This window comes from Schinkia azotoformans LMG 9581 (assembly GCF_000307855.1).
Classification (GTDB): domain Bacteria; phylum Bacillota; class Bacilli; order Bacillales; family Bacillaceae_J; genus Schinkia; species Schinkia azotoformans.
The window spans coordinates 1-16602 of sequence record NZ_AJLR01000040.1 but is presented as its reverse complement, the minus strand read 5'-3'; the positions used below and the strand labels follow the sequence as shown (position 1 = coordinate 16602).

Sequence of the window (16602 nt, the reverse complement as noted above, 5' to 3'; positions counted from 1 at the left end):
TTTTTGGCAGATGAGAAGATTCCACAATTCCCGGAGCCATATTGGCGGGATGGCATAGATTTTCCTGAATTTAAACAGCTGGATGGAGATTTGGAGACGGATGTTGTTATTGTTGGCGGTGGTATTACCGGTATTACGGCTGCGTATCTCTTGGTCAATGAAGGTGTTAGAGTTGCACTCATTGATGCAGGCAAACTGCTAAATGGAACAACCGGCCATACGACTGCGAAAATAACAGCACAACATGATATCATTTACGATGAATTAATCAGCCATTTTGGAATTAATAAAGCAAGATTATATTATGAAGCGAACACAAATGCCTTGAATTTTATTAAAAACACGGTCAATGATCTTAAAATCGATTGTGATTTCAGCGAACAAGATGCACATCTTTATACAACTGAAGAGCAAAGTATCCAAAAAATCGAAAAGGAATTCCAAGCTTATCAAAAATTAAATATTGAAGGTAATATTATAAATGAAATTCCTTTTGATATTAAAATCTACAAAGGGCTCGTTATGAAAAAACAAGCCCAATTTCATCCCCTTAAATATTTGACTCACCTTGTAAAAGTTATAGTCGACAAAGGTGGATACATTTTTGAAAACACGGTAGCGGTAAATATTGAACGAGATGAAAATAAAGCGACAGTCCTTACCCGCGACGGTCACCGTGTTACGGGGAATGGGGTCCTCTCTTGCTCTCATTTTCCTTTCTATGAAGGGACGGGTTTTTATTCTGGACGATTACATGCGGACCGTTCTTATGTACTTGCTACGAAAACAAACATGGATTATCCGGGTGGCACGTATCTAAGCGTTGATAAGCCCAACCGGTCGATTCGTTTTACGCCGGTAGATGGTGAGAATTTGCTCATCATTGGAGGTGAGAGCCATAAATCGGGTCAAGGTGTAGATACGAAGGAACATTACAAAGCATTGGAAAAGTTCGCAAAAGATGTTTTCAATCTTGATCACTTTGATTACCGCTGGTCAACTCAGGATTTAGCAACATTGGATAAACTTCCATATGTTGGTGAAATCACTTCCGGTGTTCATAATATCCTTATTGCTACAGGTTATCGAAAATGGGGCATGACCAATGGCACGGCGGCAGGCTTGTTATTAGCGGATATGGCACTGAATAAAGAGAATCCATATCAAACCGTCTACACCCCATCTCGTTTTTATGCGGACCCAAGTTTGCAAAAGTTCTTTAAAGAAAATATTGATGTAGCGAAACACTTAATAAAAGGAAAACTCGAGGTTAGCAACAAGTATGCAGAAGAATTGGCAAATGATGAAGGCGGAATTGTGATGGTTAATGGTGCCCGAAAAGGCGCCTACCGGGATACCGAAGGAAAACTACATATTGTTGATACGACGTGTACGCATGTTGGCTGCGAAGTGAATTGGAATGATGGTGAACGTACTTGGGATTGTCCATGCCACGGATCCAGATTCTCATACACGGGTGAAGTCATTGAAGGTCCGGCAGAAAAACCGTTGCAAAAAGGCGATCATACGATGCTTGAAAATCTTACTTCTGAAAACTCGGGTTACTAAGAAAAGCGGAAGCGCCTTGCTTATCGCCGTACAAACTGGAGGGGACAACGACAGCGATAAAAGAAACTTGAATTGTGTTAGCAATTCTTAGTTGACTTATCGTAGGAAGGAGACCTGAAGTTTGCTAGGCGATAGGCGCTGGAGCCAGACAACGATGTTCAAAAACTAGATACTTTCTTTACTTTTAAAATCGGACAAGGGACCATCGATTCGGTTCCTTGTCCAACTACAACACATCAAAGTACACTATCCACACTTAATAAGAAAACTATACCTAGTACTAAAAATATAAGTGAAAGTATGTATTCTTTCGAGTCTTTTAGATACTTCCATTGGATGTATGTTTGAAACCCCATTAATATGACGTAATAGGAAATCCAATACCACTTCACGATTTCATCATCTTTATCAATAAAATACGAAAAAGTAGCTAAAAAAGTAACAAGAATAATTCCACGACCCCAACGATCTACATTTTTCCCTGCGGTCTCCGAAATCTTTTTCTTTTCTATACCAAGCCGTTTTCGAATTACCCTCTCTATTAATACAGACAGAAGAATGAAAATGATTACAAATTGAAAAAATCCCACTGAAAGACCCCCTATCGATTTCTATAGTATAATATCATTGTATTGTTTTTTTATATAGTCATTAAAATAATGGAGGAATCAATGTTGCTTGCCAAAATTGAAAAAGCCGAGAATCAATATATAGCCCGCTTTGAACGTCATTTAAAGCACTCTGTTCATGATGTTTGGTCATATTTAACCGAAAATGAGAAGCTAGCAATGTGGTTCCCTGAGTTAAGCGTGAACGAACTTCGAGAAGGCGGAATCATTAAATTTGACATGCGAAATGGGACGTTTTTAGAAATGACTATTACCGAGTTAAAAATGCAGGCTGTCCTAGAATATACCTGGGGTGAGACAATAGTTCGTTTCGAATTGAGTGAAGAATCTTCGGGTTGTCAATTAGTGTTAGTTGAAAAGATATCAAAAATTACAGACCATACTCCAAGGGATCTGGCAGGCTGGCATGTATGTCTTGATGTTGTGGAAGCCCTCCTTGCTGGAACAACGATTGAATCTAGACGTGAAGAATGGAATAAATGGTACGAGAAATATGTTGAGGCCGTTAATAAAGTTGTCAACTAGTTTTTTAAAATAAGGAGACTGGCTCATTTACTTAGAGTCAGTCTCCCCTATTTTATTTCTCCGTTTTAATAAAAACTGTATTTTGCTTCCCTTCCCACCTTACATCAGTTCCGATTGCTTCACTTATGAAACGCATCTGCCTTATCCACTTATTTTTCATAAACAGCACCCTTTTCTTCTTTCTTAAAAATCTGACGTAAACAGCCAGCAAAAGTTATTAGTTATATGGTCTAAATTTCACATGACTCAAATATTCTATATAAAGATTTTCATGAGGTCTTTTTTATTAACATCCCCCGAAAAGTAGGTGAAAATAGAATGTTTACTGTTCATTTTATTGAAAACAAAAATATTTTATTAAGTCAGCTGCTTCAAAATGTTCCATCGGTTGGTCAGGATTTAAAAATTAAGGGCCGGAAAGCAAAGGTTTTGAGTGTAGATACGATTGATGAGAGAACCATTCACGTAAAAGTTGTCCAGGAGGAAGTTAAAAAGAAGCAACAGCTTGTTTTGGATAATAAAAAGAAAAAAAGATAGCAAAAATACAAGGCATACCAACGTTGGTATGCTTTTTTATTTGGGACACAGTTCCCGACCCCATGGCCTGTAATTGAAAATAGATGACTATTTATGTTCAAATTTCACTACAAGAATTCATAACACCCAAAAAATTGGTAAATAATATCCAGGAGGTGATTATATGGATAAAAGATACAGTAAAACTCCCCTTTTTATGCAAAGAATTGTAGTTTTATTAATACAAAACAAAGGTACTTATGAATAGGAATGCATTTGAAAAGCTAATGTGGAGTATTGCCCTTCCAGGGTTTGGACAATTTTTAAACGGAAAAATAGTAAAAGGCATTGTTTTAGTAGCACTTGAATTTCTGATTAACGTAAAAGCTAATTTTAATAAAATTATTCTTTTAAGCTTTAATGGAAAAATAAACGAAGCCGTACACGAAACAGACTTGGAATGGTTAATGTTTTATCCTTGTTTATATTTTTTTGCCATGTGGGATGCCGTTAAAGATGCAGAAGGCGGAAAAGATCACTTTTCTTTTCTTCCTTATGTATTTTCCGCATTTTTTGTTACCGTTGGTTTGATGTACTCATCAAATTTAAAGATTTTTGGAATATTTTTTGGGCCTGTCTGGCTTCCCATGTTATTTGTTATTCCTGGAGTAATAACCGGACTTATTATTAAAAAAATCATGAATATTATCTATTGAATGAGCCACGGGGTCGGGTACTGCGGCTCGCTTACCCACCCGCTGCTCTCCCACGGCTTTTATCACATAAATGTTTACCCATGAATATCCTAAAGTAAATTGCATATTATTAATGCTTACTTTGAGGTGGCGGATGATGAAAATATATGTTGTACAAAGAGGAGACACTCTTTCGAGAATCTCTCATAAATTTGGGACTACCAATCAACAAATTGTTTTTGCTAACGGTTTGGAGGACCCGAACAGGTTGGTTGTCGGGGAGGCATTAGTGATCCCTGCACCTTATCAACAATATGTGGTTCAGCCCGGAGATACCTTATGGTCAATAGCCTATCGTTTCGGTGTATCGATACAAGAGATTGTAAAAGCAAATCAGCTAACAGACCCATCGAGACTTTATATTGGTCAAGTACTAACCATTCCCGTTATTTATCATTCCGTTCAATCTGGGGAAACGTTATGGTTAATTGCGAATCGTTATGGAGTAAGCGTTTCAGCCATTGTTCAGGCAAACCAACTTCAAAATCCAGAGATGCTTTATATTGGGCAAAGACTGAGGATACCTGAGACGTCCATGAAAAAAGCCATGGAAGTAAATGCCTACGTAACTAGGGTGGGCCAGGACGGAGCGAATCTTGTTTCACCGATCGCACCATATCTTACCTATATCAGCCCATTTAGTCATAATGTTACAAAGACTGGGGGCCTTACACCTTTAGATGACAATGCTATCCTTACAGTCGCTCGGAACAGAAATGTTTCCCCGCTTCTTGCGATTACAAATGCGGGTTTTAATCCAGACGAAGCCGCCCAAATTATAAGAAATGAAGACATTCAGAATACACTCATTACTAATATATTGGCAGAGCTAAAGCAAAAAGGGTATACAGGGGTAAATATCGATTTTGAATACGTCTACCCTGAGGATAAGGAAAACTTTAATAATTTCCTCCGAAAAGTCGTTAGACGAATAAAACCAGAGGGTTACTCTGTTTCAACAGCACTTGCTCCTAAGTACAGTGCGGAACAAAAAGGATTACAATATGCGGCTCATGACTATGCCGCTCACGGGGAAATTGTTGATTTTGTAGTGATCATGACTTATGAATGGGGTTGGATTGGCGGCCGTCCAATGGCAGTTGCTCCTATTAATGAGGTAAAAAAGGTGCTAGATTATGCGGTTTCCGTCATTCCTCGTCATAAAATTATTATGGGTGTACCGATATATGGTTATGATTGGAAGATCCCTTGGAAATATGGAACAAGGGCTGATGTTATTGGTCCAAGACAGGCTGTCAACATTGCGGCGCAAAATGGCGTTGCCATTAACTATAATGAAACCTCTCAATCGCCATTTTTCCATTACACAGATCGATCAGGTCAACAGCATGAAGTGTGGTTTGAAGATGCCCGCAGCATACAGGTCAAATACGACACTGCAAAAGAGTACAATCTTCGCGGGGTAAGCTACTGGGTCCTTGGGCCAGCATTCCAGCAAAATTGGCCAGTTCTAGGGGCAAATTTCAATATCATAAAAAAATAAAATAAACATACCGGCTCTGGGACACAGTTCCCGACCCCCAGGCTCAGTAAAGCAGCTCACTTCTGTTAGAAAGGAGCTGTTTTATTTTTTTACTCTACTCTACTCTTCCTAACGTTCTGTATTCTACTAGTATCATACCGATGATCGTATTTATCACCTTTATACTTTATATTGAGTGTCGAAATATCCAGAATGTTGCACCATAAGAAACATTTTACATGTATAATAGATACAGGGATGTCTTCTGAATAATAGGAGATGATATGAGATGAAATCTACGGTAAGCATTTTACTATTCTTTTCAATAATACTTGTAACTGCATGTGGGTCAACCTCGACGAATGATGGAGGCAATTCGCCTACAAGTAGTGATACTGAATTAGAAAAAGTGAAGCTTTTATTGGCTGCCAAAGGTAATCCCATGTTTTACGCTTATATTGCTAAGGAAAAAGGGTTTTTCCAAGAGGAAGGTCTTGATGTTGAACTAGTTCCTGAAAAAGGCGGCGCAAATGTTGTGCAGCAAATTGGTTCTGGGACTGCTGATTTCGGCGTCGTTGCTGTTGCCTCTCTAATCCCGGCTTGGGACCAAGGGATGGACATTAAAGTTGTATATCAAATTAACTCGACGAATTTATTTGATTTAATCGTTCCAAAATATTCTGACATTAAAAATATAAATCAATTAAAAGGACAAGCTATTGGAGTTACAGAACTTAGTGGTGCTGAAGTGCCTATGGTTCAATCACTTTTAGCAAGAGAGGGATTACATGCGAATGAAGATGTCACTCTTCTTCCAATTGGTAATGATGCTACAACTATTCTCGTCGCTTTTGAAAAGGAGAAAATTGCAGCCTATTGCGGTGGAGCACATGATTTAGTTTCCCTTTATACAAAGGGCTTTCAATCAAAATCCTTAACACCTAGGGCTTTTAAATCACTACCTTCAACAGCTATTATTGCTAACGGAAAAATTATTAACGAACGGCCAGATTTAGTTGAAAAAATTTCACGAGGAATTGCAAGAGGAATAGATTTCTCGATTAAAAATCGCAATTTAGCATTTGAAATTATGAAAATCGCAGTTCCAGAAGAATTTGCAGATGAAAGGGTTGGCCAATTAGGACTAAACACATTCATTGACCTATCTACCCCTATCGAAACCGAAAAAGGCTACGGCCATATTTATCCTGATTCATGGAAGAAACTAATTGAACTTTTTAGTGAAGGGGAACAACCCCTTCTGACAAAAGAAATTGATGTTACTAAATACTTAAATACAAGTTTTCTCGAAAAAGCAAATGCGTTTGAAAAATAAGATAGACGAAAAAACCAAGAACGGGCACGCAAATTCTTGTAACGTACCCCAAACCTTGAAAAATCCAATAAAACGGGCACGTTCCTTTTGGACAGCCCGTTTTTCATTGGTCATGCTACTTTAATCACTTCCGAGTTAACATTTGATCAGTGATTTCATAGTGTATATCTGCTACATTAATAGCCAAACTTTACTTTTGGCGAAATGATTAAACCCTCCCCATGATTCACAATATGGTATAGTAAAGTGCTTTTCCCACTGCCGTTGCTGCCAGTTATAGCAATTTTTTTAGCGAGGGGCAATTGAAAACTAACCTCATCTAATAACACTTTCTCCTCCACACGAAGCGTTAGTTTGTCTGCCATAATTGAAAACTTATTGTGCAATTCTAAAGCTTTTGATTGGCGGAACACGATTGGTCTTTTCTCTTTTACCGCTTCGACTTCTTGAAGATGTTCCTTTCTATGTTCAATCGCTTTTGCCGCACGTTGTAGTGCTTTTTGGCTTGTGCCCTTGGATTTTGTCTCAAACATTCTATTTGCTTTGGACTTTGCTTCTTTTTTTGACATGCGCCCTGCTTGAGCAACTTTTTCAGCTTTTTTCATTTTTTCCTGAGCTGCTTTTGAGCTATATATTCACTTTAATATTTCCTTATCTAAATAGGTCACTTCTACATTTTCTAATTCAAAACATACTTTTTCCATTTTTTTAAAGAAATAAAAAAACACAGACGATCTGCCTTTCTTCACTGTTCACAAATACATTTAAAGTGAAGATTATAAATTCGCTTCCACATCTTTTGAAAACAGACATTCGGACTCTGAATGTTACTCATCGCTATCCTACGTTAAACTTTTTTGTTTTAGTGGACAATGAAGATGATAATTCCATCAGCTGCGTACCTATAAGATGCGTTCTCTCCATTTCACTAATTTGTTTATCACTAGTGGTAAACATTTGTTCTGTGCTTGAAAGTGTTTCTTGAGATATAGAAACAATCCCAACTGTTGTTTGTTCAAGCTGGGGTAATATGTATTGAAGTGCTGAAAGCTCTCCTTGCATGTTTTGTATTTTTTCAATTACGATCCCAATTTCACTCATTAAGTCGTCAAAGGATTCCTTGGATTGATTTGCAGTTGTTAAAGTCTTTTTAATTTTTAATAAAATTTGATCAAACTCTTGTGTAGCCTGAATGGTTACATCCTCCATGCTTAAAATGGAACTTGTTATTTTCTCAGCAGCCTTTGTTGATTGGTCGGCAAGTTTGCGCACTTCATTGGCTACAACTGCAAAGCCCTTCCCAGCCTCTCCCGCCCGTGTTGCCTCAATCGTAGCATTAAGTGCTAACAGTTTTGTTTGATCGGCTACCGCTTGTATTAAACCGACCAGATTACCAATGGCGATAGAATGATTTTTCACCTCTTTAATCGTGCCAGTCATATAATCGAAATCTGATTCGAATTGGTTAATGGTTTCGATTAATTGTGTGATATTTCGCTCGCCCCCTATAGCTGAACTATTCATATCCTCTGAACTAGTAAAAACTTTATTAATATTATTAATCAGCAATTCAATTTTGTCTTTCATCGTATTAAAATCTTTAACACTATCCTCTGAAGTTGCTGCTGTCTGCTCAGCAGCTAGCTTTACCAAATTAATTTCTTGGATCAATTTGTGGCTGGAGGTCAATGCTTCGTTGGAAGACTGGCTTAGATTTTTTCCTGTTGATTCCAGTTCCTTTGTTGTTTCGTTTAATTCGTGAATCATATTTCCCATTTGCTCGATCATCATATTAAAGCTTTTATTCAACGAAATTATTTCTGGAACAGTCGTTTTTACAGAAATCGTTTTGTTTAAATTCCCTTCACGAACCTCTCTCATCGTTTCCTGTAATTCCTTTAATGGTTTTGTAATACTTTTTACAAATAAACTAATTAGAATTGTACATATCATTAGGGAGATAATGACTAACACAATAATAAAGGAATGCATTTGATTAACAGGGCCCAAGTACGAATTAGTAGGAACTACCAAAACATAATTCCCATTTATTTCATTTATTTTTTGCACTGAAATGGTATAATCCTTCCCCTCCAATTGTTCATGGAATAACCCTTTATCCATCTTATTAATTTTTTCTACTAGTTCACTTAAAGAGGTATTCTCCACTTTTTTACTTACTTGGAAAGGTGTAATTTTTCCATTTTGCATATAATACATGTCTGAAGTTATACCATCTGCTGCTAATTGTTTATGCTGATCACGAACGCTCATTTCTACCTGTTGAAAAAAATAATTCTCATCACTAATATAGACAAACTTCAAATTTTTAATTATGTATGACATAATCTCAACTTCACGAGATAATCGATCTTCTATAATTTGAATAGTGGTTGTTTTAGCTTTACTGTATAACGTAAAACCGAGGATATTTATTGATACAACAAACAACAAAATAAAAATAAGAAGCAATCTACTTTGCAGGCTCAGTCGATTATATATTTTTTTCAATTTTAATCCCCCATCTAATTCCTTAAGTTATCAAGTCACGTTAATGGAAATTTTACCAACTCAATGTTAAGCAACTGTAAATGTATGCTTATTTTTTTGTAAAACTTTCGTGAGGGACAAAAATAGCTGATCGAGAAAATTATTGATTATTCTCTATAGAGTGTAATTCAATGGAAAATAGCACAAGATATAGTCGATAAATCTAATTAATGAAAGGATGGTGGTCCTTTATGAACCTAAAAGGTGATTTGCAAGAAGCTCAGGATTTAATCCATAAAGCCCATTTCCATTTAAAGCAAATTAACTCTAACAGTGCTGAAGCAGAAGCCTGTCATTTTGCAATGGGGGAGCTGGAAAAAGCGCAACAGAAGATACAACATGTTCAGCAAAGAATGAATGAATAGTTTTAATATTAATTTATGAGGCCAAGCATGATATGTGGTTGTTTGGGATGAAGTTCCTAACGTTGGATTATCATATTTTTAAGGTATCACAAGTAGACTAGGCTAAGGCTTAGAATTCGTTAAGTGCCCGGTCGAGGAGAAAAGCTTCAAAGCCGGGCACTTCCTTTATTATTACTTAAAAGAAATAACCCGGTAGCCCCCCTTGTAAGCCTCCTAAGGGTCCCATTCCTCCGAATGGTAATCCGCCCATTCCTTTCCCCATTAAACCAAGCATCCCAAGTGGGCCTCCAAATCCAGATCCACCTAGACCATTCATTCCCATTAAGCCCCCCAGTGGTTTCATAAGGCCCATAAGATTTCCTAGCCCTCCTAGGCCTCCACCAAAGCCCGGACTTCCAAAGCCGGTCATTCCCATTCCATATGGAGAAGGTCCCATTCCCAATAAGCCTCCCAGTGGTTTCATAAGACTCATAAGATTTCCTAGCCCCCCTAGGCCTCCACCAAAGCCCGGACTTCCAAAGCCTGTCATCCCCATTCCATACGGAGAAGGTCCCATGAAGCCTCCCGGATTCATATTTCCCATAAGATTTCCTAAACCAGGGCGCCCACCAAAGAACGGCCTCCCAAAACCATTCATGCCTGAGTCCAACGGAAAGGCTCCCATTAAGCCATTGAGGTGCTTAGTAATGCCTGTGATATTTTCCCAATTAAAACCAGCGGGTGCCCCCCCACCGCCATTGCCTGAACCGCCTGAACCGTTTGCTCCATTGCCATTTGAAAAGGCTCCTGCCAGACCATTTAAGTGCTTAAACAATCCACCCAAATTATCTCCAAAGTTTTTTAAATTCCCACCAAATCGTATATCTTCTCTATAATTTCCTATGGGGAATTCACCTATTTGATATTGTGTCCTTTCAAGGCTGTTTCCCCAATTCTCTATTGCCGGATTCATTCTATAATAATCAAAATTTCCTGGATTTTGAACAACCATCCCATTTCCCCTCCATTTTTATTAAATTCGTAATAGTACTATTTTATGGAGGATTGCTTTTCCCGTTCCAACTCCTTTGCTTTTTGCGGCTCTAACAAAAAAGGACCTTTTAGCTTTCCAACTAAAAAGTCCATTCCCATTCTTTTAAAAAATAAAAGCTTAATTCGCCACTAACATACTATATTCGTTAATATCATTAATTTTTAAGTAAAGATTTTGATTTCTGTAGGAAAGGTCGTCTGTGATTTCAGTGCTAAACCAATGAGGAATTTCAAATTTATTGGCCTCTTCCTCTGAATCAAACTCTACTTTTACAATAATTAATCCTTCCAATTTACCGAAATACTTGAAGATTGTTAAATGATGGCCGCAATAATCATAGAATAATCTTTTTTTGACAATCGGAGTTAAATTTTCATAGAGCTGCTTATACGTACTTTCCTGAATTTGAACCTCCGTTTTGATGCGGGACATTCCTCTTCCCTTTTTTATTGAAAGGTAATGAGTCACTTTGTGGTCCTCTGAGGCATGATCCTCCACACTTCTAATCCTTACCTCTTCATCTACACCAAAACCAATGTAAAACTGTTCGACTAGATCGATAGATACTAAATCTAAACTTTTTAATAAATAATCACTCTCAACTAAAAATTTCCTATCAATTTTCTTTGCCTGTCCCAATTTTAATCACCCCAACTATATTTTTTTATTTGCAATTATAACAGAAACAGGGTGACTATGTACATAATTTTCTGATTATTATTTATTATCTGTATTATCAGTACCAACTATGAACATTACTAAAACCTAGATACAGCCTCCTTTACAAATTTGATAAATTTTATTACCTCCTCCGTTTCTATTTTGGTTAATAGATAGGTAGATGATTTAGGTGGGATAATTTTTTCAGAATTGATTTCTGTCAGTTTATTGTTTTTCAATTCCTCCGTAACCATTGTCCTTGGCAGATAGGAGGCACCTAATCCCTCTTCAATAAAGCGTTTTGTCACCTCTACTTGGTTAACAACCATTGTCCTTACTGTTGGGTAATATCTTTGCACTTCATGCAATAGATCGTCCCAATATTCGGGGTGATTATGAGTTAATAATCTATATTTTTGCAAAATAGTTTCCTCATTAAGAGAGCTACGCTTCGTGCATTCACTTGGCCCTACTAAGATGACAGGCTCTTCATAGATGATCTTACTATTGATATTGGTTTGGATGGGGTGGCTTCTCGTTAGTCCTATGTCTGCTCGTCCCTTACTAATCTCGCCTCCTACATCATAAGATTTCAAAATATTGATGATCACTTCTATATCCGGATTCTCATCCATAAAGCTCCGTAACAGTGACGGCAGAAAGGATGAAGCAATTTGTGGTGCAGTAGCTATAATTAATTTTCGATTATATCCCTGTTTCCAAGATTCAAAGTCTTCCATTCCTTCCTCATACTTCGAAACCATCTCCTTAGCATAACCTAGAAATCTATGACCAGCCGGTGTCAGCACAACTTTATTCCCTATTCTCTCAAATAATTCAATATTAAGAGATTCTTCCAACCTTTTAATATGTTTTGTAACAGCCGGTTGGGTTAAAAAAAGCTCTTCCGCTGTTTTTCGGAAATTCTCATATTTTGCTGTTACAATAAATGTCTTGATCCACTTCATTTCCATTCCAGATCAATCCCTTTTTCAACTTCAATAACAGTTTGTTATTAAAAATCGTATTTTTTGTTATTTTCCATTATAAGTTAAATTCCTTATAATTCAATTAATTAGAAAAACACGTAATTTGCCCATAATAGCAAATTACGATGTCTTTTCTTATAGTACAAAAAAATTTAAAGGGGACTAACAAAATGGAAAATAATCAATCTAGAAATTCAATCGTAGAAAAATTTAATAAAAATGCAGCACAGTATGATTCTCAAAGGGTTAAATTAATACCTTGTTTCCGTGATTTTTATACAATTCCGGTTTCGCTACTAAACACTCAAACTAAAAACCCCGCTGTACTTGATATTGGTGCCGGAACAGGGTTATTATCATCTTTAATTCTAGAAAAGTATCCGGATGCAGAAATGACCTTAATTGATATTTCTGAAAAAATGTTTGATGTCGCAAAAGAACGTCTTTCACATTTTCCAAATGTAAAATATATATTAAATGACTATACGACATATGATTTTGATGGTGAGTTTGATATTATTGTGTCAGCATTATCCATTCATCATTTAACGGAAACGGAAAAAAAGAATCTCTATAAAAAAGTTTTCAGTATGTTGAAAAAAGGCGGCCTGTTCATTAATGCGGATCAGGTCTTGGGACAAACACCTTTTATCGAAACTCTGTATAAATCAGATTGGAGTCAAAAAATTGAAAGTAGTGGCTTAACACAGGAGGAACTTGCTGCAGCGTATGAACGGACAAAGTTAGATAAGATGTCAACATTAGGTGATCAATTGAACTGGTTACAGGAAAGTGGATTTGAGGAGGTTGACTGTGTCTATAAATATTTTAACTTTGTTGTACTATATGGAAGAAAAATCTAAACATATTTAGTTAAGGTATCTTGCAACGAAAACTTGGAGGGTAAAAAAATGAACATAGATATCGAAGCTTTGAAAGCTCAATACCCTTTATTTAATCAGCTCATTTCAATGGATGAACTATTTTGGACCAACCCAAATCAGGAAAAATTCTATACAGCCATTGAGAAATCCCCTCTTACTTATGAGGATGTAAAGCAGGCTGAGGAACGGCTAGTAAGGTTTGCACCTTATATCGCCAAGGTTTTTCCGGAAACAGCGAAGATGAACGGCATCATCGAATCTCCATTGGTGAAGATACCATCGATGAAGCAATCATTAGAACAGGACTACCGACAATCAATCGGTGGCGAATTACTTTTAAAATGTGACAGCCACTTGCCGATTTCAGGTTCCATTAAAGCCAGAGGCGGTATTTATGAAGTTCTCAAACATGCAGAAGAATTGGCTATACAGCATCAATTGTTGACCATACAGGATGACTATTCTGTTTTAGATAGCGATCGATTTCGTGCTTTCTTTTCACAATATTCAATAGCCGTTGGATCAACAGGTAATTTAGGACTCAGCATTGGCATTATCGGGGCCAAGTTAGGTTTTAATGTAACTGTTCATATGTCTGCCGATGCGAAACAATGGAAAAAAGACCTACTAAGAAGGAAAAATGTCAATGTTGTAGAATACGAAGCAGATTACAGTAAGGCTGTTGAGGACGGACGAAAACTTGCGGAGCAGGACCCTACCTGTTATTTTATCGATGATGAAAATTCTCGTGATCTATTTTTAGGTTATGCAGTGGCGGCTACTCGATTGAAAAAACAATTAGCAGAGCTAGCGATCAAAGTAGACGAAAATCATCCCTTGTTTGTCTATCTTCCTTGTGGAGTTGGCGGCGGTCCTGGAGGTATTGGTTTTGGCCTGAAATTGATATTTCAAGACAATGTTCACTGCTTCTTTGCCGAACCTACCCACTCTCCTTGTATGCTGCTTGGTTTAATGACTGGGCTCCACAATCAAATTTCTGTCCAGGATGTGGGGATTGATAATATCACAGATGCGGATGGCCTTGCAGTAGGCAGACCATCTGGGTTTGTCGGCAAAACAATCGAGCCTTTCTTAAGCGGAATTTATACGGTTAATGATGAACATTTGTATAAGCTGCTAAAAAAACTGGTTGATACAGAGAGCATTCACATGGAACCTTCTGCCCTTGCAGGTATAATCGGCCCAGTTAAATTAGGTAATGATGGTGCTGAATATTTATCGAAACACCGTTTATCTGACAAGTTGAAAAACGGCACACATATTGTTTGGGGTACCGGAGGAAACATGGTTCCAGAAGAAATTAAGAAGCAATATTACCAAAAAGGATTGGATCTAACTTAATAGGGGTTATAATTCCAAAATTATATTATTAGCGTGCTAATCCGCAAATTGGCACGCTGTTTTTGTTTCTTCACCAAATATTCTTGATTACCCGAATCATCATCCGAGGAATTAACATTAAGATGTTCCAAACCACTTCGAATACAATTGTATCTCTAATTTCAATTAGAATTTCTTTAAAAAAGCCATTTTGCTTTTCTTTTTCCTTCTTTTTTTCATTGTCATGTCCCATATTCAATCTCCCAAATACCAATTTCTCTATAAATCTTGAATCGTTTTATTTCCTTTTCTTCATTGGATTTACGATTACAACGGTTAATGCAACAAATATTACCGATAGACTGGACGGTTTATTGGCAAGTATTGTCTTAACCATATTACTGCCCTTTGCTGTTATTGCATATACACAACATTACTATCAGGTTTTTTTATTCATCTTGATCTGCATGGGGGCCATTCTTGGATTTTTATTATTTAATATCAACCCAGCGCATGTTTTTATGGGTGATACTGGTTCCCATTCACTAGGGGGGCTGTTAGCAGGATTAGCCTTTGTCACAAAAACAGAGATTTTATTTATCCTGATGGGTGGCGTTGTCTTTATCGAGACACTAACGGCTATCATTCAACTAATCTCTATGAAACTAAGAAAAAAACGCGTATTTCTAATGACGCCTATTCACCATACTTTTAAGTTAATGGGATGGCTCGAAACAAAAATAGTGAAAATGTTCTGGTTAATTAATTTCAGCCTTTCTTTTTTAAGTATCCTTCTGCTTTTCTAATGTAAGGCGATCAAAATGAGTGTAAAACAGTTTTCGTTATTACACTCATTTTTTTAGCAAATTGGAATAAAATTATAGTAGAAAGTTAACAGAAAAGAGTGGAATCATGAAACCAATTACTTTTAAAGCTTTTGCGATCACAAATGAAATTGATTTGAATAAAATTGCTATTCACTGTGGAATTCCGAAAAAATTCACATGGGAAGAACCTTTAATTTTAAAAGGTAATGTTCTCTATTCCATTCTTCCCAATAATAGGAACGATTCACTCCAAGTACTGATTTTTTCCTTTGGCAGCATAGTATTTATCAATCACCTCAATGTAGATGAGAAAAATGAAATTTTTAACTTTGTTCACTCCTTTGAGCCGGACATTAATCTTCTAGATGTTGGAAGATATGTTGACGATTACAGTCTTCATATTAAAGAATCTGAAACCATTGAGTTGAATGACGAATACGTAGTCGTGCCAAAATATGAAGATTTTTACCCTGAATTAATTTCAACGGTGCTTGCAAAATCGGTGGCACTTGAGAAAACAGAGGAACAACTGGGCAATATCCTGGATAAACTGGAAAACATGATAGACCGGTTGGAAAAAGGAAAGCTTAGAATTGGGAACAAGGAACTGGCGAGAACAACTTCAAAAATTGTCCGTCACGAATATAACACACTTGCCTATATCATGATTCTTGATAAGCCTGATATTACATGGACAAGCCGTGTGGCTGGTGAATTTTACGATCAGATGCAGGAATTTTTTGAATTAAAGGATCGTTATACGATATTAAAAAATAAAACTGAAATTTTATATAGCATCATGGATGGCTTTTCCAACATCAGCCACTCTATGCGCGGACTTTTTGTAGAATGGATCATCGTCATCCTCATTCTTTTTGAAATTGTCCTGACACTTTTAGAAATAGCGGGAGTGCTTCCATAAACAACAATTACTGAAACCCTATTCTAGTTACCCGTTCGGAACTGAGAGAATCAGTAAATAACAGCCGAAATAGCATCCAATACCTCTGCTCTCCTTTATAAAGTTTTATTATTTTGTTGTGAACAATGGAGATTTATTGTGCAGTAGGCATAGCAGGAGGACCGAAACTGGCTTTCCAACATTGCGGACAGGGAGTGCGGGTTCTGCCCTTGGCGTGG

The 16602-nt window shown here is 37.0% G+C and carries 18 protein-coding genes and 1 pseudogene; 11 read left to right on the top strand and 8 right to left on the bottom strand.

Features of this window, described 5'->3' with window-relative positions; all coding sequences use genetic code 11:
* Positions 1–3: 3 nt before the first annotated feature.
* A complete protein-coding gene (locus BAZO_RS04360; RefSeq protein ID WP_003330087.1) occupies positions 4–1569 on the top strand; it encodes an FAD-dependent oxidoreductase in 1566 nt (521 codons plus the stop codon).
* A 236-nt stretch (positions 1570–1805) separates the two neighbouring features.
* Here the strand turns inward: BAZO_RS04360 and BAZO_RS04355 are convergent, their stop codons facing one another.
* Positions 1806–2159, bottom strand: a complete 354-nt coding sequence (locus tag BAZO_RS04355) for a DUF4181 domain-containing protein (protein WP_003330086.1) — start codon at positions 2157–2159, stop codon at positions 1806–1808.
* Positions 2160–2240: 81 nt separating this feature from the next.
* Between BAZO_RS04355 and BAZO_RS04350 the strand changes: the two genes are divergently transcribed.
* Positions 2241–2723, top strand: coding sequence for an SRPBCC family protein (locus BAZO_RS04350; RefSeq protein WP_003330085.1), 483 nt, complete (start codon positions 2241–2243; stop codon positions 2721–2723).
* Between the two features lie 52 nt (positions 2724–2775).
* Here the strand turns inward: BAZO_RS04350 and BAZO_RS22885 are convergent, their stop codons facing one another.
* Positions 2776–2883 carry a copper amine oxidase N-terminal domain-containing protein gene (locus BAZO_RS22885; protein ID WP_235786697.1) on the bottom strand — a complete coding sequence of 36 codons (108 nt, stop codon included), beginning with the start codon at positions 2881–2883 and terminating at the stop codon, positions 2776–2778.
* Positions 2884–3041: 158 nt separating this feature from the next.
* Between BAZO_RS22885 and BAZO_RS04345 the strand changes: the two genes are divergently transcribed.
* The 4 genes from BAZO_RS04345 (at position 3042) to BAZO_RS04330 (ending at position 6813) form a co-directional block, all read left to right on the top strand.
* Positions 3042–3260 carry a hypothetical protein gene (locus tag BAZO_RS04345; protein WP_003330083.1) on the top strand — a complete coding sequence of 73 codons (219 nt, stop codon included), beginning with the start codon at positions 3042–3044 and terminating at the stop codon, positions 3258–3260.
* Positions 3261–3499: 239 nt separating this feature from the next.
* Complete coding sequence (locus tag BAZO_RS04340; protein ID WP_003330082.1) at positions 3500–3955, top strand: hypothetical protein; 456 nt, start codon at positions 3500–3502, stop codon at positions 3953–3955.
* A gap of 136 nt (positions 3956–4091) precedes the next feature.
* Complete coding sequence (locus BAZO_RS04335) at positions 4092–5498, top strand: glycoside hydrolase family 18 protein (protein WP_003330081.1); 1407 nt, start codon at positions 4092–4094, stop codon at positions 5496–5498.
* Positions 5499–5766: 268 nt separating this feature from the next.
* Positions 5767–6813 carry an ABC transporter substrate-binding protein gene (locus tag BAZO_RS04330; RefSeq protein ID WP_003330080.1) on the top strand — a complete coding sequence of 349 codons (1047 nt, stop codon included), beginning with the start codon at positions 5767–5769 and terminating at the stop codon, positions 6811–6813.
* Between the two features lie 179 nt (positions 6814–6992).
* Here BAZO_RS04330 and BAZO_RS04325 read toward each other — a convergent pair.
* Positions 6993–7436 (bottom strand): annotated as a pseudogene (locus BAZO_RS04325) (ATP-binding cassette domain-containing protein); the annotation flags it as partial.
* A gap of 214 nt (positions 7437–7650) precedes the next feature.
* Positions 7651–9324: a methyl-accepting chemotaxis protein gene (locus tag BAZO_RS04320; RefSeq protein ID WP_003330078.1), complete on the bottom strand. Its 1674-nt coding sequence runs from the start codon at positions 9322–9324 to the stop codon at positions 7651–7653.
* 230 nt (positions 9325–9554) lie between these two features.
* Between BAZO_RS04320 and BAZO_RS22640 the strand changes: the two genes are divergently transcribed.
* Positions 9555–9728 (top strand): hypothetical protein, encoded by a 174-nt coding sequence (locus tag BAZO_RS22640; protein ID WP_169315872.1) that lies wholly within the window; start codon positions 9555–9557, stop codon positions 9726–9728.
* Positions 9729–9903: 175 nt separating this feature from the next.
* Here the strand turns inward: BAZO_RS22640 and BAZO_RS04315 are convergent, their stop codons facing one another.
* The 3 genes from BAZO_RS04315 to BAZO_RS04305 form a co-directional block, all read right to left on the bottom strand.
* Complete coding sequence (locus BAZO_RS04315; RefSeq protein ID WP_003330076.1) at positions 9904–10719, bottom strand: hypothetical protein; 816 nt, start codon at positions 10717–10719, stop codon at positions 9904–9906.
* Between the two features lie 159 nt (positions 10720–10878).
* Entirely contained in the window at positions 10879–11400 is a 522-nt protein-coding gene (locus tag BAZO_RS04310; RefSeq protein ID WP_003330075.1) for a CYTH domain-containing protein, read from the bottom strand.
* A 119-nt stretch (positions 11401–11519) separates the two neighbouring features.
* Positions 11520–12395, bottom strand: a complete 876-nt coding sequence (locus BAZO_RS04305) for a LysR family transcriptional regulator (RefSeq protein ID WP_003330074.1) — start codon at positions 12393–12395, stop codon at positions 11520–11522.
* Between the two features lie 185 nt (positions 12396–12580).
* Here BAZO_RS04305 and BAZO_RS04300 point away from each other — a divergent pair, with 185 nt between their 5' ends.
* Together BAZO_RS04300 and BAZO_RS04295 are read left to right on the top strand one after the other, a co-directional pair.
* Entirely contained in the window at positions 12581–13273 is a 693-nt protein-coding gene (locus tag BAZO_RS04300; protein WP_003330073.1) for a class I SAM-dependent methyltransferase, read from the top strand.
* A gap of 48 nt (positions 13274–13321) precedes the next feature.
* Positions 13322–14656 carry a D-serine ammonia-lyase gene (locus BAZO_RS04295; protein WP_003330072.1) on the top strand — a complete coding sequence of 445 codons (1335 nt, stop codon included), beginning with the start codon at positions 13322–13324 and terminating at the stop codon, positions 14654–14656.
* Positions 14657–14726: 70 nt separating this feature from the next.
* Here BAZO_RS04295 and BAZO_RS22880 read toward each other — a convergent pair whose 3' ends face one another.
* Positions 14727–14888 carry a hypothetical protein gene (locus BAZO_RS22880; protein WP_161773202.1) on the bottom strand — a complete coding sequence of 54 codons (162 nt, stop codon included), beginning with the start codon at positions 14886–14888 and terminating at the stop codon, positions 14727–14729.
* On the opposite strand from BAZO_RS22880, the gene BAZO_RS04290 reads away from it, so the two are divergent.
* Entirely contained in the window at positions 14875–15441 is a 567-nt protein-coding gene (locus tag BAZO_RS04290; RefSeq protein WP_235786699.1) for an MraY family glycosyltransferase, read from the top strand. The genes BAZO_RS22880 and BAZO_RS04290 overlap by 14 nt on opposite strands.
* A gap of 106 nt (positions 15442–15547) precedes the next feature.
* Positions 15548–16384, top strand: coding sequence for an RMD1 family protein (locus tag BAZO_RS04285; RefSeq protein WP_003330070.1), 837 nt, complete (start codon positions 15548–15550; stop codon positions 16382–16384).
* The last annotated feature ends 218 nt before the right edge of the window (positions 16385–16602 follow it).